Origin of the sequence: Prauserella cavernicola (genome assembly GCF_016595675.1) — a bacterium.
GTDB lineage: Bacteria > Actinomycetota > Actinomycetes > Mycobacteriales > Pseudonocardiaceae > Prauserella_A > Prauserella_A cavernicola.
In genome coordinates, this window is sequence record NZ_JAENJH010000006.1 from 80,020 (window position 1) to 98,645 (window position 18,626).

An 18,626-nucleotide genomic window follows, 5' to 3' on the forward strand; every position below is an offset into this window, starting at 1 on the left:
GTTGTGGTGACAACTCGGTGGACGGAGGGTTGTGCAGACGAGTCATCCGGGTGACCTGGGCGTCTGGGATTTCCGCATTCTCGGCCCGGTGGAAGTTCGCCGGCACGGCGAGTTGGTTCCGGTCCGGGCACGCATGGTGCGTGCGGTTCTCGTGTCCCTGTTGCTCAAGCCCGGCCAGGTCGTGGCAACCGAAACCCTGATGAATCACTTGTGGGGTCGAGAGCATCCGGCCAGCGCCAGGGTCACCGTGCGCAACTACGTTCGGCGCTTGCGAATCGCTCTGCATCCGGAGCTGGTGCAGACCTCCGCCAGCGGATATGTGTTGTGCGCCCCGCGTGAGTGGGTGGACGTGTGCCGGTTCGACGACGCACTGCGGCAGGCGGGCCACGAGAGCCGTACGACGGTGGTGCGGGAACGCCTGGCACACGCTTTGTCGTTGTGGCGGGGAACGCCGATGGCCGGGCTCGGTGATCTGCCAGTCGTCACCGACGAGGGACCTCGACTGAACGAGCAGTACCTCCTGGCGGTGGAGGACCACGCCGAGGCCACGCTCGCATTGCGGACGTACGAAGCGCTGATCCCGCGACTGGCAGAGCTGGCCGTCCGGTATCCGTTGCGAGAACGACTGGTGAGTCTGTGGATGCACGCGCTGCGGCTGGCCGGTCGCCGCGCCGAGGCGTTGGACGTGTACCTGCGAACCAGAAATCACCTGGTCAGCGAACTCGGTGTCGAGCCGGGAGCCGAGCTGCGGAGTGCTCACCAGCAGGCACTGGCCGAGGACGAACCGCTGCCGAGTGGTTCGGCCAAGAGCGAGCCGGAACGTGGGGTCCGGGCACACGCTCAGCTGCCCATGGACATCGAGGAGTTCACCGGCCGGCAGCAGGAGCTGCACCAGCTGCGTGACCTGGCGCAGGCACGACCCGGCGGTACCGCGACCCCGATCGCGGTGATCACCGGAATGGCCGGGGTAGGTAAGACCCGGCTGGCGTTGCACAGCGCCCACACCCTGGTTCGGGCCGGCCGCTACCCGGATCTGCAGCTGTGGGTCGAACTCCGTGGCTACGATCCCGATCAGGACCCGGTCGGCCCTTTCGAAGCGCTGGAGCGCTGTCTGCGTCTGCTCGGTGTTCCCGCCGGCGACGTTCCTCCTGACCTGGATTCTCGTGCCGCGCTGTTCCGCGATCGACTGGTGGGCAAGAAGGTCCTGTTGATTCTCGACAACGCGGTCACCGAGGAGCAGGTCCGCCCCCTGCTGCCGGCCAGCACGGACTGTCTGGTGATCATCACCAGCAGACGGGCGCTCGTCGAGCTCGATGGGGCTCACATCATCCCTCTGGACGTGTTCAGCCCCGGCCAGGCCGTCGAACTGCTCAGCCGCCTGGCCGGCGCCGACACGATCAGCCGCGACACCGCGGCGGCCGCGGAGATCTGCCGCCTCTGCGGCTACCTGCCGCTGGCTGTCGCGCTGGCAGGGCGCCGGTTACGCGCCGACCGATCCGGCAGCGCGCAGAACCTGGTCCGGCGCCTCAACAACGACAGGCTCGGGCGTTCGTCCACGGGGTCGCGCAGCCCGCACGCGGTGTTCGACCTGTCGTACCAAGCGCTGACCGAGCAGCAACGGCACGCATTTCGGCGGCTGAGCCTGCACCCGGGAAACGACCTCACGCCGGCGGCGGCTGCCGCGCTCGCCGGTGTCGACTCCGCCAGTGCCCACCAGCTGGTTGAAGGACTCGCCGACGAGCACCTGCTGTACCGTAACGTCTCCGGCCGCTTTCGCTTCCACGACCTGATCAAGGCCTTCGCGCGCGACCGTGCGGCCATCGACGACAGTCCGGCGCAACGACAAGACGCCATTCAGCGACTGCTCGGCCACTACATCCACTCGGCCAACGCGGCCAGGAGCGTGCTCACTCCGCACGGCCGATGCCCGGTGCCGCAGCTACCCGACGGCGCGTTCGAGATCGAGCGGTTCGCCGACTACGACGCGGCTTTGGCCTGGTGTGAGGCGGAGAAGGACAACCTGTCAGCGGCGATCCGCGTGGCAGCCACGAAACCCACCCCGGCAGCCTGGCAGCTTCCAGCCGTCCTGCTGACCTTCTACTACCTCCGCAGTCATTGGGCGGAGTGGGCCGTCAGCCACCGCTCCGCGCTCGCGGCGGCCCGGACTCTCGACGATGTACGTGGAGAGGCGGTCATCCTCAAAGGACTGGGCGTGCTCTGGAGTGACCTACACCGATTCGACGAGTCACTCGACTGTCATCATCAGGCACATGAGCTGTTCGCCGAACTGGACGACAGCAACGGTACGGCCTGGAATTTGAACAACCTCGGCGTCATGCTCGTCGAGTTGGACCGGCTTGACGAAGCCGAAGACACCTTCGACCGGGCACTGGCCCTCTTCCGCGCCAGTGAGGACGGCTACGGCGAAGGCATCTGCCTGAACAACCTGGGGGACACGCGTCGCCGACTCGGTGATCCCCACCGAGCGACCGAACACCTTCATGAAGCACTCGAGATACAACGCCGGCTTGGAGACAACGGCAGCCTCCGCTACAGCCTGGCCACACTCGCCGACATCTGCTGTGAAGTCGGCAATCACGACCAGGCGATCGACTACTACCGCGCCGCCATCACAGCCAGCGAGGAGACCGGAGACCACCGCACCACCGCGCGCACCCAGGCGAACCTGGCCGACGCTCTCGAACGCACGGGCCGCGCGAAGGACGCGAGGGAGGCCGAGCACTTGCGGAAGAACGCCGTGTCCACCCTCGCCAAGCTCGGTGACCCGCTCGCGGAAAGCCCGAACGGTGGAGGTGAGCGATGAACCCGCTGGAAACGGCCTTACGAGAGCACGGATTCATGCTGCTGGTCGCCGCGATCGGCCTGGCGGTGTCGCTTGTGGTGGCGGGTCCGAGTGTCCGACGACACCGCTCCCGAGTCCGGCTGTGGCGTGAAGGAGTCCGTTGCCGTGGTGTGGTGATCGGTCACGACACCTGCGGCTCGAACGGCGACCGGCTACACGTCCTGGGCTCCCAGGGGCCGGCTCGCGGCGCATCCGGACGGCCACGCTCTCGCTTGCGGCTCGGTGGCCAGGACCTCACGCGCTACCGCCCGGTGGTGCAATACCAGACCGGGCAGGGAGATCTCCGGATCGGCCGCCCCGATCTGTGGAAGCTGCACACCGCGGCTTTCGTCCCAGGCAGAAAGGTACGAATCGCCTACGACAGCGACAATCCCTCGAGGATCGTCATCGCAGGCTACCCGGCCTGGCAGCCGCCCCTCGCGGGCGTTGTCCTCGCCGCGATCCTGGCCACGGCGAGCACGCTCCTCCTGGGCATTCTCGCTCCGTCCTCGGCCAGTTCGACCGCGCTGATCTCGGTGGCAGGCATCTTCGTGCCGTTCGCTCTGCTGGCGATCGCGGTGACCGCCGCCGGAGCCGTGGGAACACTCGGAGCCCTTCGGGTGCGGCTCGGCCCTCGTTACACCGGCACGGTGACCAGCCGGTACTCGTGTGACTCTCCGCTTGGCTCCACGCTGCACCACACCGTGGTCCGCTGGCGTCACCCGGCGAGCGAAACCGACCTGGAAGCCGCGACGACCCGAGGGCGACTCGAATCCCGGCACGACATCGGAGCCACGATCGTCGTGTGCAGCGATAAGTACGCCCCGACGCGAATCCTCGTTGACGGTGACGGACCCAGCCCGTGGTCCGCCGTCGCACTGGCCGTCGGCCTGCTGATGCTCACAGTCGCTCTGACGCTGATCAGCAACAGCTGGGGTTTCGTCTTCCGCGGCTGACCGGCAACGGTCTGGCGCGCGACGCTACCACGACGCTACGGGTGTAGAGAACACTGAGAGGCACACGGCAGACACGCCAAAACTCGACGGCCGAAGATTAGTTTCGGCCTCTTTGTTGTTCGTCTCTGGAATAGTGTCGAGCCAAGGGAGGAATTCGCATGCACGGATTTTCTGCAAGGAACGCTCGTCAGGGTTCCCGCAAAGGCTTCTCTTGGATAAAGTCCTGCTCTGAGCGGTGATCGGACAAAAAATTTGCCAACTCTCAGAAATGTTGGCCCAATCCGGAACCGGTTATATTCCCAGTGAGTCACACCCATGCTTCGCTCTTGAAATGGCATTGGGAGGATGTGATGAAGATGGGGAATTCGCGCACAAGATTGCGCGCGCTGGCGGTGGCCGTCGGCGTGGCGACCGGACTGTCGCTGTTCGCGGATGCGGCCACCGCTCAACAGGAGCGCGAACGACCCGCGCCGGTCATGGTCACCGTTGACGCGTCGGGGTCGATGGCCGACGAGGTCGAAGCCGGACTCACCAAGATGGACGCCGCGAAGGAAGCGCTGAACACCTTGGTCGACGGCATTGGCGCTGATGCTGAGCTCGGGTTGCAGGTCTATGGGTCGCAGGGGGCCACCGTCGACGGTGGCCCCGGCTGTGACGACATCCTCACCGAGGTCCCTGTCGGGCCGATGGACGCGGCCGAGGTCAAGAGCAAAGTGGCCGCGTTGACACCTACCGGTGAGACGCCCATCGGTGAGTCGCTACGCCAGGCGGCCGCCGAACTACCGGAGACGGGTCCGCGCGCGATCGTTCTGATCTCGGACGGTCTGGACACCTGCGCGCCGCCCGACCCGTGCGAGGTGGCCGCCGAGCTCGCCGAGGACGGCGTGGACCTCACGGTGCACACTGTGGGGTTCCAGATCGACGAACAGGCGAAGGAACAACTCTCGTGCATCGCTGAGACCACCGGTGGCAGCTACACCGATGCCCCGGACGCGAAGACCCTCGACGAGCAGCTACCCCAGGTGGTAGAGCGTGCGCAGCGTAGCTACGAGGCAGAGGGAACGCCGATCACCGGCACCGAGGACTACCCGCAGGCGCCGGAGATCCAGCCCGGCCAGTACGTGGACACCATCGACTCCGGCCAGACGAAGTACTACGGAATCCGGATCCCGAAGGGCTTCACCGTGCACTTCGCCGCCACCGCGATCCTGCCCAAGGACGAGGACGGTGGCTGGGCCGACATCAACACCCAGATCGTCGACCCGCAGGGCAAGGAATGCTCTGGCGAGCAACAGAGCGTCTATGTGTCGTCGGCGGACTACTCCACGGCACACGGCACGGCGGCGTTCAGCTGGGACACGGCCACGGAGTCGGACTGCGGCGCGGACGAGCAGTACTACCTCTCCGTCGAGCGGGACGGGCCCGACCAGGCGAACCACTGGACCTGGCAGACCGAGTTGCTGGTGGTGCTGGAACCGCCGGTGTCGAGCGCTGCCGGGTCCGAGGAGAACACCGCCGAGGTCCCGTTCACCAACCCGGGCGGGGCCGAGCAGCCGGTGACCGGCGGCGGCAGCTTCAACGACGCGATCGAACTGTCCGACAGCGGCGTCTACACCGACACGCTGCTCGTCAACGAAATGGCGACCTACAAGGTGCGCCTGGACTGGGGCGAGGCTCTCGCCGTGCAGACACACGCCTCGAACGACCTGGACGACTGGGTTGGCGTGGAGTACCGCATCTACGATCCAGTGCGCAACCAGGGTTCTAACTACTGGGAAGCGGGCTTCGACCTCTACGAACAGGCCGACACGGGCGATCCCGTCGCCACGTCACGAGTGCTCTACGGCAACCGCGAGGCAGGCGAACAGGCGAGCCTGCCGGGCTGGTACTACATCACCGTTCAGACCAGCGGTGACGTCGAAGCACCGGTCGAGATCCCGATCCGCATGTACGTCAGCAAGGGCGGAAAGCCGGCGCAGGGCCCGGAGTACGTGAAGACCGAGGGCTATCCGCAGGCTCCTGTCGACAACGCCGGAGCGCTGAGCGGGGACCCCGAGCGGGAACAGCGTCTGGTGGGTCAGGCATCCACCGAGAACGCGGGAATGCCCGGCTGGTTCTGGGTCGCGCTCGCCGGTGGCGGTGCACTGGTCGTGGCCGGGGTGACGACCGTTCTGGTGCGCACACGCGGCCGTGCTCCTTCGACACGGCAGCCCACCCGACACTGGTGACGACACGGGGTCTCGCGGGTGCAAGCCCTGCGAGACCCCGTGCCCTGCCGGCGCGAGAGAAGCCGACCGATCTGTGGTGCGCGGCTGTGGGCTGCCTCGAGCCCGCCATGCATTCAGGCTGCCCCAGCGCGGCGTACCGTTGGCCGACGGTGATCGCTTAGCGCAGCGGCGAGCCAGGCTAGACCGGTGGCGGGTTGCCGCCTACCGGAAGGCAGGCGTGCGATACCTCGAGCAAGGACTGGCTCAGCTGTCGAGTTCGCGGCGGCCAGGGATTGCCCCGGCACCTCACGTGGAAGTGAGTCACAGCTCCAGCGGAGCCGAGCCGAACGCGACGTTGAAGCGGTCGCACCAGATGACCACGCTGCGCAGACCTGCGAGGTCGGCGTCGGCGGGGATGGCGTAGTTGTGGTTGCCATCGGTGGCCTTGATCTCGCCGAGTGCCACGTACCGGCCGTCGTCGTACTTGTTCCAGTCCCCGCCCGCGGTCGCGTCGGAGAGCCAGACGTGCACATCGGGTCCGTCGGACGTGGAGAACTCCTCCAGCCGGAGAATCCTCGTGCCGTCGGGGAGTTCGAGGACGCGTGCGGCGCCTTCGGTGGCGTGCTCCTGCGACATGAACGATCCCTCGGCCAGAACAGCAGGCGGGGGTGGCGCGGTCGTCGACGGTGCCGACGAGCCCGTCCGGGCCTCGGCCTCGGCCTCAGCCGCGACCGGGACCGGGACCGGCTCGTCGAGCTGGCTGCTGGTGAACGCGCGCCACGGCTCGAACAGCGCGAGGCCGACGCCGAGACCGGCTACCACGACCGCTGTCACGAACCACGTCACCGGCTTCCGCATGAGATTTCGCATGCCTTGATCTTGGCCGAAGTCCGGGCGCGGACCTAGTTACCGAATTCTTAACGCTCAGCGCCCGGCGCCGTCGCTCTCCTGGAGCGCCAGATGCCGGCCATGAGCACGAGCGCCCACACGACTCCCAGCGCGACCAGCAGGCCGGGAGCGACCGCCCGGTCGTGCAGGCCTGGCATCGGTGCCGCGCCGAACTCCCGCCACAGCAGGGGGACCGACACCAGCCCGAGCACCCCGCTCACCGCCGCGCCGGTGAGCAGCGGTGCGACCCAGGCCTGCGGACTCAGCCGGACGACCGCCAGCGCGACGATGGCGACGACCGGAGCGACGATGACGTCGTGCACGACGGGGCCGCCGATCAGCCACGCCGCCGTGGCGAAGGCCTGCGGTCCGGGAGGCAGAGCGAATTGTCCGAACAGGATGAGTCCCCAGGCCAGAGCTGCCAAACCCGGCAGTACCAGCAGCACGCGAGCGATCCTCATGCCACGACCTCCAGCCTGCGCACCCACTTGGTCTGCAGCACTCCGGGCCGGTTGGGCGCGATGATGCGGCACGGGTAGCCGTGGTCCAGGTCGAGCTCCCCGCCGTTGAGGTCCAACGCCAGCAGCGTGAGTGGGTCCGCCGTGTGCTCGCCGGGCACCGTGCTCCTCGAGTACAAGCCCCGGTTCTCCAGTGAGGTCACCTTGACGGTGACGCCCGGCGCGGCACCGGTCGCCCGAAGCAGGTCCGGTAGGGCCACTCCGGTCCACGTCGCGTTCGCACTCCAGCCCTCGACGCACGCGATGGGCAGCTCCGCCGTCGTCTGCGGGAGTGCTCGCAGCTCGGCGAGCGTGAACGATCGCGTGGCAGCCGACGTCACGACCTCCAGCCGCCACTCGGGGTCGCGGGCACTCGTGAGTACGCCTGCGGCGGCCGCGGTGCGGTTCACCGGAACCCCTTGCGGGCCGTTGTCCGAGCGCCACGAGAGTACGGACACGTCGCGCAGCCAGGGCACCGTCGCGCCGGCGGTGGCCAGTACGGCGGCGCCGGTTGACAGAAGCGTCGTGCGCAGGAACCCGCGTCGCGACAGTCCCGAAGTCGTTTTTGGCTCCGGCTTGCGGTCGGTGGTGCGCTCGAGCGCGCGTCGGACGACCGGCAGTTTCACGGCGATGTGCACGAGGAGTGAGCCGACCGCGATCCACGCGACGGCATAGTGGACGGTCGGAAAGTAGAAGTTCCACGGATAGTTCTGCGCCACATTGAGCAGCCCGGTGGTCAGTTCGAAGAAGACACTGGCCGACAGGACCAGAATGGACAGTCGCTCCACCGCGTGGGGAACCGAGCGGACGACCGGCCGTTCGAACAGCTTCGGATACACCGACCACAGCTTCGCCAGCAGCAGCGGGATCGAGGCGATGCCCGAGATGACGTGCGTGCCCTGCGTGACCCGGTACAGCCACACCGGACGGCTCGGCCACGTGAACCACGACGGCGGGTGCTGGATCAGGTGGCTGAGCAGGCCGGTCGCGAAGCACAGTCCGAACGAGATCGCCAGCCAGAGGCCGATCCTGGCGGTCACCCGTTCGTCGTGTGCCGCACTGCGCGACCGGGGCTGTCCCTTCGTAGGTTCTTCTTCCACACCAGCACGCTAGAGCCGCTCGGCTCGGCCGGGCACCCTGTGCGGCCTTACCTGTTTGTGACGGAGCCGCCCGAAATGTGAACGAAGACTTACGTTTCGCGCCGAGGAACGGCGAATCCGGTGGGACCCGGCTAACGTCGGCGTCGTGCGAGTACTCGTGACAGGTGGAGCCGGCTTCATCGGCTCCCACATCGCTGACCTGGTCGCCGAGTCCGGTTGCGAACCGGTGCTGCTCGACGGCCTCCTGCCCACCGCGCACGGTGGGTCGTCGCCGCCGGGCTACACCGCGCCGCACCGGTTCGTGCGCGGTGATCTCGCCGATCATGCGCTCCTGCGGGAGCTGCTGGGCGAGGTCGATGCGGTGTGCCACCAGTCCGCGATGGTGGGCCACGGCGTGGACCAGAGCGACACGCCCGCGTACGTGCTGCACAACGACTTCGGCACGGCCGTGTTGCTCGCGGCGATGTACGAGACGGGCGTGAGCAAACTGGTGCTGGCGTCGTCGATGGTGGTGTACGGCGAGGGCCGGTATTCCTGCGAGGAACACGGTATCGTGCCGCCCTCGCCTCGCCGGAGATCCGATGTGGACTCCGGGGACTTCGAGCCGCGATGCCCGCGGTGCGCCGCGCCGTTGCGACCCCGGCTCGTGCCAGAGGACGCGCCGTTGACACCTCGCAGCACCTACGCCGCGACCAAGCTGGCACAGGAGCATCTGGCGGCGGCATGGGCGCGCCAGACCGGTGGCAGCGTGTGGGCGCTGCGTTACCACAACGTCTACGGACCCCGGATGCCCCAGAACACGCCCTACGCGGGCGTCGCCTCGCTGTTCCGCTCCGCGCTGCGCGAGGGTGTGGCACCGACGGTGCTGGAGGACGGACGGCAGCGCCGCGACTTCGTGCACGTTCGCGACGTGGCCAGGGCCAACCTGCTCGCGCTGCGGACCGAGGCGAGCCCGGGGGAGCTGACGCCGGTCAACGTCTGCTCGGGGGTGCCGCACACCGTGGGTGAACTCGCGACGACCCTCGCCTCGGCTTGTGGAGGACCGGCTCCCCGCGTTGTCGGTGGGGCGCGGCCCGCCGACGTCCGGCACGTCGTGGCCGATCCAGCCCGCGCGAGCGAGCTGCTCGGCTTCACCGCGACCGTCGGGTTCGAGGACGGGATCGCCGAGTTCGCCACGGCGAGCCTGCGCGATCCGGTTCCGGGCTAGGGCGCGCCTGACGATTCCGCTGCAGGCTGCGCGGGGCCAGCGCGCCGGCTCGTCACGTTGTCGGCCAGCCCGAGTACGCCCAGTACGAGGGCAGTCCTCCGCCTTGCGACCCGGCGCGCTGATCCCCGCTCGCTCGGCAGGGAATCGTCAGACACGCCCTGACAGGGCGCACGGTCACGTCGCGGCGAGGGGCAGTCGCACCTCGAAGCGGCAACCGATCCCGTGGTTTCGCACATCGATCTCGCCGCTGTGCGCCTCGACCAGTCCCTTGGCGATGGCCAGCCCGAGCCCCCCGCCCGCGACGTCGCGCAGCCGCGCCGGGGCCTCGACCTCGGGCGTGCGTGACTGGGAGCCGCGGAACGCCACGTCGAAGACCCGGTCGATCTCGTCCTCGGGGATGCCGCCGCAGCCGTCCTCGACGGCGAGGAACGCGTCCCTGTCGTGCACACCGATTCGCACGGCGACCGTGCCGTCCGGAGGGGTGTGCCGGATGGCGTTCGACACGAGGTTCCGCACGATCCTGGCCAGCTCCGCGTCGCTGCCCGTGACGATGGGCCAGGCATCGGCGTTCGCCCGTACCGTGACTCGTTTGCGTTCGGCCATCGGTGTCTGAGCCGCGAGCGCGTCACTCACGATCTCGCGCAGCGGTACCGCAGTGAGGGTGAGCCTCAGCGCTCCGGCGTTGATCCGGGACAGCTCGAACAGGTCGTCGACCATCAGTGACAGACGGGTGGCCTCGGTGTTGATCCGCTGTGCGTAGTCGGTGGTGTCGGCAGGTTCGACGACGACGCCGTCGGCGAGCGCCTCGGCCATCGCCCGGATACCCGAGAGCGGGCTGCGCAGGTCGTGACTGATCCAGGCGACCAGTTCCCGCCGGGACGCCTCGGCGGCCCGTTCCCTCTCTCGCGCGTCGCGCTCCCACACACTGCGCCGCGCGATGCTCCTGCCCAGCACGATCACCGCGGGCACGGTGGTGATCGCGACGAGGAGGCACACGAGCAGCATCGTCGTGAGCGTGGTGTTGAACATGAACCCGCTGACGCCGAGCACTCCGGCCAGAGTCGCGGCGAGCGGCACGACCACGAGCACCGTCAGCGCGCTCGACAGCGATCCCCGTCGCAGGCGGTACAGCAGCAGCCCGCTCAGGACGGTGATCGGCAACGTGAACAGCAGGGCCACCGGCAGGATGTGCCAGGCGTGCTCCAGCATGGCCCCGAGTGACTCGCTCGGCTCGATCACGACCGCGGCTCCGGGTTGTAGCGATAGCCCACGCCCCACACCGTCGTCACCTTGCCGGGACTGGCAGGGTCGAGCTCGATCTTCTCCCGCAGCCGTCGTACGTGGACCGTCACGGTGGACTGGTCGCCGAAGCTCCAGCCCCACACCCTGTCCAGCAGGTCCACCCGGGAGAAAGCCTGCCCTGGGTGGGCGAGGAAGAACGCGAGCAGGTCGAACTCGCGCGCGGTCAGCGACAGCTCGACGCCGCGCAGCGTCGCCTTGCGCGCGCCGGTGTCCAGGCGGAGCTCGCCGTCGGAGAGCGCCGTGGTCATCGGCGCTTCGGCGGTCATCCTGGCGCGGCGCAGCACCGAGGTGACGCGCAGGGCGAGCTCACGGGGGCTGAACGGCTTGGTGACGTAGTCGTCGGCACCGATCTCCAGCCCGGCGATCCGATCCTCTTCTTCCCCCAAGGCTGTCAGCAGCACCACCGGCACCTGGCCGGTCTGCCGCATCCTGCGGCACACCTCGAGGCCGTTGACGCCCGGCATCATCACGTCGAGTACCACCAGGTCGGGCGGCCGTGCCGCGAAGCGGGCGAGAGCCTGCTCGCCGTCGCCCGCCTGCTCGACCGTGAATCCCGCCACCTCGAGGTAGCGCCGCACCACATCCCGGACCGTCTCGTCGTCGTCGACCACGAGCACCAGGCCACCCGTCTCCGTCAACACGCTCCTCACCAGATCGTCAGGACCAGATGGTTCACCATCAGGGCCGTCGCCGCCTGCGCCGCGAGCCACCACCGGTGGGATCCGCGGGGCAACAGGGCGGTCGCGGGAAGCAACCACACCGTGAACGGTAACCAGATCCGCTCCACCTCGGCCTTGGAGAGTCCCGAAATATCCGCGGCCGCGATGGCGACCAGGGCGGCACCGGCGAGCGCGACGACCGGCTCCCAGCCCCGCAGCCTGCGCACACCGGCCACGACAGCGGGCCCGGCGGCGATCACGAGAGCTGCCAGGTTGCCCCACACCCAGTACGAGTACGGCCGGAGCGACGCGATGCCCTGGTAGTAGCGCTCGACCACGAGGTGGTAGCCGTCCAGCCACCAGAACCCGGCGAGGGTGACGATCGCGACCACGGCCAGCGCGCCCAGCACCGCGAACGCGAGCAGCGTGGCACTGCGCCACCACAGCACCACGGCGATAGCCAGCACGCCGAGCAGGACCAGGCCGTAGGACAGGTAGATTCCGAAACCGAGCAGGGCGCCGGAGGCCAGCGCCAGGGGTACCGCGACCCGCCGTCGCTGCTCGAACGCGCGCCCGGCGCACGCGAGCAGGGCGATACCACTCGCCGTCACCCCGGCGAACATGCCGTCGGCCGACACCCCCATCCACACCGCACCGGGGAACAGGACCACGAACGGCAGGCACGCGCGAGCCGCGTCGGCGCGGCCGAGCGCGGCCAGTGTCACCGGGATGGCCACGGTGACGAGCGTGCCCACCAGGACGGTGACCACGGCCGCCCACGCGCCACCGGACAGGCCGAGCCGGTCGAGCCAGACGTAGAACAGTGTCGCGCCCGGTGGGTGGCCTGAGACGTGCGTCGTCCACTGGCCGGGCTGCCCCTCCAGGATCCGGTCGGAGAAGTGGGCCAGCATCGCCGGGATGTCGGTGATACCGGGAACCTCGTGCAGGTACTCGTGCGGAGTCGAGAGGCGGGTGGCGAAGCCCCGGTGCCAGCCGTCGATCATGGCCAGTGCGAACGTCCAGCACAGAGCGCCGACGTAGCCGACGGCGAGCAGCCTGCCCCAGCTCAGCCGTTGGGCCAGCGGCGGACCCCAGAACACCACGCACCCGGCGATGAGCACGGCCGCCAGCGAGCCGGGTCCGTAGTGAGCCACCCAGCCGCCGTAGAGCGGCGCCGCCTTCGCCCACAGCACGACGTCCGAACCAGGCCGGTTGAAGTGAGCGCCGACCACGACGGCGGCCACGACCAGGAGCAACGCGAGTCCGACGGCGAGCAGATCGCCCCTGGTCTTGAGGGTGCTGCGAGCAGGGGTCTGTGCGGTGGGGATCTCGGCCACCGTCGCACGATAACCCGCGGAGACCGGCGACAGCGGGCGCGGAGACGATTCGTCAGAGATCGGTAAGATTCTTCTGGTCGTCAGAATTTCGTAAGCAGCAGCGTGGTTTCACACTGTCCATCATGGACTTAATCTGTCCGGGTGAGGACAGATCTGGTCGATGTCATTCTGCCGTGTCTCGACGAGGCTGCGGCCCTGCCGAACGTGCTGAGAGGGTTACCGCCCGGCTTTCGGGCGATCGTGGTGGACAACGGTTCCACCGACGGCTCGCCCGAGGTGGCTGCGAAGCTCGGCGCCACGGTGCTGCACGAGTCCCGCCGCGGCTACGGCGCCGCGGTCCACACCGGTCTGGAGGCGGCCGGTTCCGAGGTCGTCTGCGTCCTCGACGCGGACGGGTCCCTCGATCCCGGCGAGCTGTCCCGGCTGGTCGAACCGGTCAGCGCGGGGGAGGCCGACCTGGTCGCCGGTAGACGTGTGCCCACCACCCGGAGCGCCTGGCCGTGGCACGCCAGGGCTGCCAATGCGGGCCTCTCCGCGCTGCTGCGCATGCGCGGGCTCGCCGTGCACGACATCGCGCCGATCCGCGCCAGCCGCCGCGTCGCGCTGCTGGAACTGGGGGTCGCCGACCGTGGCTTCGGCTATCCCCTCGAGTTGCTCGTCCGGGCACGCCGCGCGGGCTGGCGGGTGCGGGAGCTCGACGTGGCCTACGGGCCCCGAGCGGACGGCACCGTATCCAAAGTCTCGGGCTCGGCGCGCGGCACCCTTCGCGCGGCGAGGGACATGGCCAGGGTGTGGCGCGTATGAGCGGCTATGTGGTGCTCGTCGTGGCCAAGGCCCCGGTTCCGGGACTGGCGAAGACCCGGCTGTGCCCGCCCGCCACCCCGGAACAGGCCGCCGAGCTCGCCGCGGCTTCGCTGCTCGACACCCTCGACGCCGTGCGGGCGACACCCGGCGTGGTCCCGGTCGTCGCGCTCACCGGCGACCTCACCGCGGCCGCGCGACGTGACGAGTTGCAGGCGTCCCTTGCCCACTGCACCGTGATCGCACAGCGTGGCGACGGTTTCTCAGAGCGCCTCGCCCTCGCGCACGCCGACACGGCCGAGATGCTGCCGGAGCGCCCGGTGGTGCAGATCGGCATGGACACGCCGCAGGTGACGCCGTCGCTGCTGGACTCGGTCGCCGACGGGCTCGCGCGAGACGACGCGGTGCTCGGCCCCGCCGAGGACGGCGGCTGGTGGGCGCTGGCGCTGCACGATCCGCGGCAAGCCGCGGTACTCGCGGACGTGCCCATGTCGCGGCCCGACACCGGATCCCTGACCAGAGCGGCGTTGCAGGCCGCGGGTCTGCGCACCGGGCCGGCCACCGCGCTGCGCGACGTGGACACGATCGACGATGTCGACGCCGTGGTGAACGCGGTGCCGGGAAGCCGGTTCGCGGCCGCGGCCCGGTCGCTGTTCGAGTCGGCAGGGCAGCGGTGAGCGGGCAGTTCGACACCGGTCTGCTCGGCAACAGGTGCTGGCTGGAGCTCGCCGACGGTCAACGGCTGGAACTGCCGGTGCAGCGCTGGCGGCTTCCACCGGGTGCGGGGGACGGGCTGTTGCTCGAGCGCTGCATGGGCCCGACGCTCGACGTCGGCTGCGGTCCGGGACGGCTGGCGGCCGCGCTCGTCGCCCGCGGTGTCGCGACGCTCGGCATCGACAGTTCCCCGGTCGCCGTCCGGCTGGCGACGGAGCGGGGTGCCGTGGCGTTGCGGCGGGACGTGTTCGACCCCGTGCCGGGGGAGGGGCGCTGGCGGCACGTGCTGCTCGCCGACGGCAACATCGGTATCGGTGGCGATCCGGTGCGGCTGCTGCGCCGGGCTCGGCGCCTGCTGCAAACCGGTGGAAGCGTGCTCGTCGAACTGGAGCCGCCCGGTCGTGGCCTGCGCAGGGAACGGGTCCGCGTCAGCGGGACCTCGGCGACCGGGTCGTGGTTCGGCTGGGCGTGGCTGGGAATGGACGCCCTCGGTGCGTCGGCGGAGGAGGCGGGCTTCACGGTGCACTGGTCGGGCGCACACGGCCAACGGTGGTTCGCCGAGCTGCGTGGCTGAGGGCGGACCGTTCCGAAGGCGTTGCGCAGGCGCGGCTGGGCGTCGAGGTCGCTGACCGGGTTGCCGGCCACTCGTCGCGCTGCTCATCGCTTCCCGCGCCCGGCGCGCACCCTTCGACGCGCCGGGCTCTCCGCCGGCCTGTTCATTTCCCGCGTGATCGCGTTCACGCTACGCGGCAGATCATCCAGTGACAGTCCAATTTGGAGTTCTGACAGCGGTCACGCCACACCATCGGTGTCCGCACGCTGCGCCGATGCCAGGATCGCCGGGGTCTTCCGTCGGCTCTGCCGCGCAATGACGATGGCGAGGACGAGAGCCCCGCCGGCGAGGGCGGCCCCTGCGAGGTTGGGGCTCGCGGCGCCGAGGCCTGCGGAGATCACGAAACCGCCCAGTCCTGCGCCGATCGCGTTTCCGAGGTTGAACATCCCGATGTTCATCGAGGCGGCGAGGTTCGGGGCTCCCGCTTGTTCCGCGCGTTCCATGACGAGCCGCTGGATGGGCGACACGGTGGAGAAGCCCGAGGCGGCCATCAGGAAGACGGCGATCAGGGTGACGGTCACGCTGCTCGCTGCGAGCCAGAACACGAGCAGTGTTGCCGTCAGCACCGCGAGGCTGCCCACCAGCAGACGCATGAGATCGAGGTCGGCGAGTCGCCCCCCGACGATGTTCCCGATGAACAGACCGAGCCCGAAGACGGCCATGTAGAGGGTGATCCAGCTCTCGGAGGTGCCGGTGACGTCGAGGGTGATCGGGGCTATATAGGTGATCGAGGTGAAGAATCCGGCTGGGCCGAGAATGGTGACGAGCATGGCGAGCAGCAGTTGCGGGTTCCTGAAGGCACGAGCCTCGGTGGCGAGGCTGAACGCCTGGCCGGTGCTGCTTCGGGGAATATAGGCCAGGATCCCGATCAGAGTGAGGATCCCGATGGCCGAGATACCCAGGAACGAGACCCGCCACGACCATTCGCCCGACACCCAGGTCGCGACCGGAGTCCCGACCAGTGTGGCCAGCGTCACGCCGCTGAACATGAACGCGATCGCGCGGGTCTTGCGGTGCTCCGGCACCACCCGCGAGGCCATGATCGACCCGACGCCGAGAAAAGCCCCGTGCGCCAGAGAAGTCACGACCCGTCCGCTCAGCGTCAGGCCGAACGAGGAGCCCAGCGCGGTGAGGAGGTTGCCGGCGACAAAAAGGACCATGAGCGCGAGCAGGAACCGCTTGGTCTCGAATCGTCGGCCGGCGAGGATGAGCAGGGGAGCGCCGATGAAAACGCCGAAGGCGTACAGGGTCGCCGCCCACCCGGCGGCGGTGAAGGAGATCTGGAACTCGTCGGCGATTCCAGTGAGGAGCCCGGAGACGGCGAACTCGGTGGTGCCGATGCCAAAAGCGCCGGCGGCCAAGGTGAGCAGCACGAGGATCGGCCGATTCGAAGTGGCGACCGAATCAGGCTGCGGACGTGAAGACGACATATCCGCACAGTCCTCGGTTCCGGGCAGCCGAGCCAGACACCTGATCGTCGTGCGAATGCGATTCCTACCACCGACAGGGTCAGGCTCGATCGCCGCGATCGACCTATCCTCGAGAGCATGAGGGATTCGGGAAGCCTGGGAGCTTTCCTACGGTCGCGTCGTTCGGCGCTGGACCCCGGCTCCGCGGGTATTGAGAGTTGGGGGAAGCGCCGACGGGTCCCGGGGTTGCGCCGCGAGGAGGTCGCCCAGCTCGCCGGGGTCAGCGTCGCGTACTACGTCCGCCTGGAACAGGGCGCGGCCCAGAACGCCTCGCGCGAGGTGCTCCTGGCACTGGCGCGGGCGCTGCAGTTGACCGACATCGAGACCGAGCACCTCCTCGACCTCGCCCAGCCCAGGTCCGTGCGGCCGACGCCACGCGCACGTCCAGAGCGACCCCATCCCCGTGCCCTGGCAATGCTCGATGCCATGTCGGCGCACCCGGCCGTGCTCCTCGGACGGCGAAACGACGTCCTGGGGTGGACGGCTCTGGGGCATGCGCTCCTCGCTTCGCACGTGCCGTTCGCAAGCCCCACCAGCCCCGGTACCCGTCCCTCGTTGCCGCGTCTGCTGTTCCTCGACCCTCAGGTGCGGGAGCTCTATCCCGATTGGCAGGGCGAAGCCCGCACCTACATCGCTTATCTGCGTTTCGTGAGCGGAAAGTATCCGGACGATGCGCGCCTCGCCGAGCTCGTCGGCGAGTTGTCCATGAAGGACGCCGATTTCGCGGCGATGTGGGCGAGTGGGCGGGTCGGGGAATGCACGTCCGGCACGAAACGCCTTCGACACCCCCTCGTCGGTGAGTTGAGCGTCGATTTCCAGCTCTGGCTCCAGGCTGACAGTCCCGACCATCGGCTCGAGGTCTACACCCCCGCCGACGCACCGTCCGCTGACGCGCTCACCCTCCTCGCCGCAGTCTCCGGCGCTGAGGACCGCGTTCGGACGGTCCACCACCACCCGACGACGAGGGGGAGTGGCCAGTGACGACTGACGCGAGCACCGCCCGGGCGGTCCTGTTCGAGCGGGACGCGGACGGGGAGGTCGCCATCGTGTTCGGAACCGTGGACGTACCGTCCGCCGGCCCGGGAATGCTGCTGATCAGGCCCGAGTTCGTGGGCATCTGCGGTACCGACATCGAGATCCTCCACGATCGGATGCCGGTGACGTTCGACCTCAACCTGCCTCATTCGATGGGACACGAGTGGTCGGGCACGGTCGTGGAGGTCGGTGACGGCGTGGACGCCTTCGCCCCAGGCGATCGGGTGCTCGGGCACGGCGACATGGGCGGCAACCACTGGTTCGGCGCGACGGACGACGGTGCGGCAGCCGAGCTCTTCGTCCTGCCCGCGTCGATGTGCTTCCCCGTTCCCGACGGCGTCGACATGGTCACCGCCGCGATCATCGAGCCGTTTGCGTGTGTCCTGAACGGATTCCAGAAGATCGGCGGGGTCACCGCCGCCGACACGGTGCACGTGTTCGGGCTCGGAGCGATCGGCCTCGCCGCCGTCGCACACGCCGCGTACACCGGAGCTCAGGTCGTCGCGCTGGATCCCAGCCCGCTGCGGAGGAGCCGCGCACTGGCACTGGGAGCCGCGGCGGCCTTCGACCCCGTCGACGACCGATTCTCGGTCGCCATGATCGCTCAGGAGGTGGGCCGCCCCGATGCCGACATCGTGGTCGAGGCCTCGGGCGCGAGCGGTGCTCAGGCCGCGGCGCTCGCCCACGCCGCACATCAGGGGAGGGTCCTGTTCATGGGGTTGTCCCGGCCCCGCTCGGCGCCGGCGCAACTGTCGTTGATCGTGGAGCGCGACCTCACCGTGTGCAGCTCCGTGGGTGCTCCGGTCGCCATCTGGGAACCTTCGATCCGATACCTGGCCCGGGCTGGTCTCGATCTCGGGTCCCTCGTGACCAGGACGCTTCCCTTCTCGCAGGCCGCCGAAGCGTTCGTGCTCGCGCAGGACTCGGCGGCCGACATCAAAGTGATGCTCCGCCCGGACACCCCGCCACCGGGTGTCCCCGTCCAGCAGGGCTGAGCGG

At 69.0% G+C, this 18,626-nt stretch carries 16 protein-coding genes; 9 read left to right on the plus strand and 7 right to left on the minus strand.

Annotated features, from left to right (window positions below):
- Positions 1–31: 31 nt before the first annotated feature.
- From JHE00_RS22735 to JHE00_RS22745, 3 genes are all read left to right on the plus strand, one after another.
- A complete protein-coding gene (locus JHE00_RS22735; protein WP_200321480.1) occupies positions 32–2,824 on the plus strand; it encodes an AfsR/SARP family transcriptional regulator in 2,793 nt (930 codons plus the stop codon).
- A gap of 251 nt (positions 2,825–3,075) precedes the next feature.
- Positions 3,076–3,798 carry a DUF3592 domain-containing protein gene (locus JHE00_RS22740; RefSeq protein WP_443678461.1) on the plus strand — a complete coding sequence of 241 codons (723 nt, stop codon included), beginning with the start codon at positions 3,076–3,078 and terminating at the stop codon, positions 3,796–3,798.
- 356 nt (positions 3,799–4,154) lie between these two features.
- Positions 4,155–6,026, plus strand: a complete 1,872-nt coding sequence (locus tag JHE00_RS22745; protein WP_200321484.1) for a vWA domain-containing protein — start codon at positions 4,155–4,157, stop codon at positions 6,024–6,026.
- A 300-nt stretch (positions 6,027–6,326) separates the two neighbouring features.
- Here the strand turns inward: JHE00_RS22745 and JHE00_RS22750 are convergent, their stop codons facing one another.
- From JHE00_RS22750 to JHE00_RS22760, 3 genes are read right to left on the minus strand one after another with little or no spacing between them, the layout of a single operon-like run.
- Positions 6,327–6,875: a DM13 domain-containing protein gene (locus JHE00_RS22750; RefSeq protein ID WP_200321486.1), complete on the minus strand. Its 549-nt coding sequence runs from the start codon at positions 6,873–6,875 to the stop codon at positions 6,327–6,329.
- Positions 6,876–6,922: 47 nt separating this feature from the next.
- Positions 6,923–7,354, minus strand: coding sequence for a hypothetical protein (locus JHE00_RS22755; RefSeq protein WP_200321488.1), 432 nt, complete (start codon positions 7,352–7,354; stop codon positions 6,923–6,925).
- Positions 7,351–8,490, minus strand: coding sequence for a molybdopterin-dependent oxidoreductase (locus tag JHE00_RS22760; protein ID WP_200321490.1), 1,140 nt, complete (start codon positions 8,488–8,490; stop codon positions 7,351–7,353). Before JHE00_RS22760 ends, JHE00_RS22755 begins: the two co-directional genes overlap by 4 nt.
- 145 nt (positions 8,491–8,635) lie before the next feature.
- On the opposite strand from JHE00_RS22760, the gene JHE00_RS22765 reads away from it, so the two are divergent.
- Positions 8,636–9,697 carry an NAD-dependent epimerase/dehydratase family protein gene (locus tag JHE00_RS22765; RefSeq protein ID WP_200321492.1) on the plus strand — a complete coding sequence of 354 codons (1,062 nt, stop codon included), beginning with the start codon at positions 8,636–8,638 and terminating at the stop codon, positions 9,695–9,697.
- A 174-nt stretch (positions 9,698–9,871) separates the two neighbouring features.
- Here JHE00_RS22765 and JHE00_RS22770 read toward each other — a convergent pair whose 3' ends face one another.
- The 3 genes from JHE00_RS22770 to JHE00_RS22780 are packed head-to-tail and all read right to left on the minus strand — an operon-like array spanning position 9,872 to position 12,995.
- Positions 9,872–10,936: a sensor histidine kinase gene (locus JHE00_RS22770; RefSeq protein ID WP_200321494.1), complete on the minus strand. Its 1,065-nt coding sequence runs from the start codon at positions 10,934–10,936 to the stop codon at positions 9,872–9,874.
- Positions 10,933–11,637 (minus strand): response regulator transcription factor, encoded by a 705-nt coding sequence (locus JHE00_RS22775; protein ID WP_200322083.1) that lies wholly within the window; start codon positions 11,635–11,637, stop codon positions 10,933–10,935. Before JHE00_RS22775 ends, JHE00_RS22770 begins: the two co-directional genes overlap by 4 nt.
- Before the next feature lie 8 nt (positions 11,638–11,645).
- Complete coding sequence (locus JHE00_RS22780) at positions 11,646–12,995, minus strand: hypothetical protein (protein ID WP_307832066.1); 1,350 nt, start codon at positions 12,993–12,995, stop codon at positions 11,646–11,648.
- Between the two features lie 141 nt (positions 12,996–13,136).
- Here JHE00_RS22780 and JHE00_RS22785 point away from each other — a divergent pair, with 141 nt between their 5' ends.
- From JHE00_RS22785 to JHE00_RS22795, 3 genes are read left to right on the plus strand one after another with little or no spacing between them, the layout of a single operon-like run.
- A complete protein-coding gene (locus tag JHE00_RS22785; protein WP_200321496.1) occupies positions 13,137–13,799 on the plus strand; it encodes a glycosyltransferase family 2 protein in 663 nt (220 codons plus the stop codon).
- Positions 13,796–14,473 carry a TIGR04282 family arsenosugar biosynthesis glycosyltransferase gene (locus JHE00_RS22790; protein WP_200321498.1) on the plus strand — a complete coding sequence of 226 codons (678 nt, stop codon included), beginning with the start codon at positions 13,796–13,798 and terminating at the stop codon, positions 14,471–14,473. The genes JHE00_RS22785 and JHE00_RS22790 overlap by 4 nt, the downstream gene beginning before the upstream one ends.
- Positions 14,470–15,084 (plus strand): class I SAM-dependent methyltransferase, encoded by a 615-nt coding sequence (locus tag JHE00_RS22795; RefSeq protein ID WP_200321500.1) that lies wholly within the window; start codon positions 14,470–14,472, stop codon positions 15,082–15,084. The genes JHE00_RS22790 and JHE00_RS22795 overlap by 4 nt, the downstream gene beginning before the upstream one ends.
- 218 nt (positions 15,085–15,302) lie before the next feature.
- Here the strand turns inward: JHE00_RS22795 and JHE00_RS22800 are convergent, their stop codons facing one another.
- Positions 15,303–16,553, minus strand: coding sequence for an MFS transporter (locus JHE00_RS22800; RefSeq protein WP_200321502.1), 1,251 nt, complete (start codon positions 16,551–16,553; stop codon positions 15,303–15,305).
- A gap of 117 nt (positions 16,554–16,670) precedes the next feature.
- Here JHE00_RS22800 and JHE00_RS22805 point away from each other — a divergent pair, with 117 nt between their 5' ends.
- Together JHE00_RS22805 and JHE00_RS22810 are read left to right on the plus strand one after the other, a co-directional pair.
- Positions 16,671–17,573, plus strand: coding sequence for a helix-turn-helix transcriptional regulator (locus tag JHE00_RS22805; RefSeq protein WP_200321504.1), 903 nt, complete (start codon positions 16,671–16,673; stop codon positions 17,571–17,573).
- Complete coding sequence (locus JHE00_RS22810; RefSeq protein ID WP_200321506.1) at positions 17,570–18,622, plus strand: zinc-dependent alcohol dehydrogenase; 1,053 nt, start codon at positions 17,570–17,572, stop codon at positions 18,620–18,622. Before JHE00_RS22805 ends, JHE00_RS22810 begins: the two co-directional genes overlap by 4 nt.
- The last annotated feature ends 4 nt before the right edge of the window (positions 18,623–18,626 follow it).

What these genes read in the sequence shown, in the direction of transcription:
- JHE00_RS22805 (WP_200321504.1), top strand. Translation starts at nt 16,671, where the DNA reads ATGAGGGATTCGGGAAGCCTGGGAGCTTTCCTACGGTCGCGTCGTTCG.
- JHE00_RS22800 (WP_200321502.1), bottom strand. Translation starts at nt 16,553, where the DNA reads ATGTCGTCTTCACGTCCGCAGCCTGATTCGGTCGCCACTTCGAATCGG.
- JHE00_RS22745 (WP_200321484.1), top strand. Translation starts at nt 4,155, where the DNA reads ATGGGGAATTCGCGCACAAGATTGCGCGCGCTGGCGGTGGCCGTCGGC.
- JHE00_RS22790 (WP_200321498.1), top strand. Translation starts at nt 13,796, where the DNA reads ATGAGCGGCTATGTGGTGCTCGTCGTGGCCAAGGCCCCGGTTCCGGGA.
- JHE00_RS22750 (WP_200321486.1), bottom strand. Translation starts at nt 6,875, where the DNA reads ATGCGAAATCTCATGCGGAAGCCGGTGACGTGGTTCGTGACAGCGGTC.
- JHE00_RS22755 (WP_200321488.1), bottom strand. Translation starts at nt 7,354, where the DNA reads ATGAGGATCGCTCGCGTGCTGCTGGTACTGCCGGGTTTGGCAGCTCTG.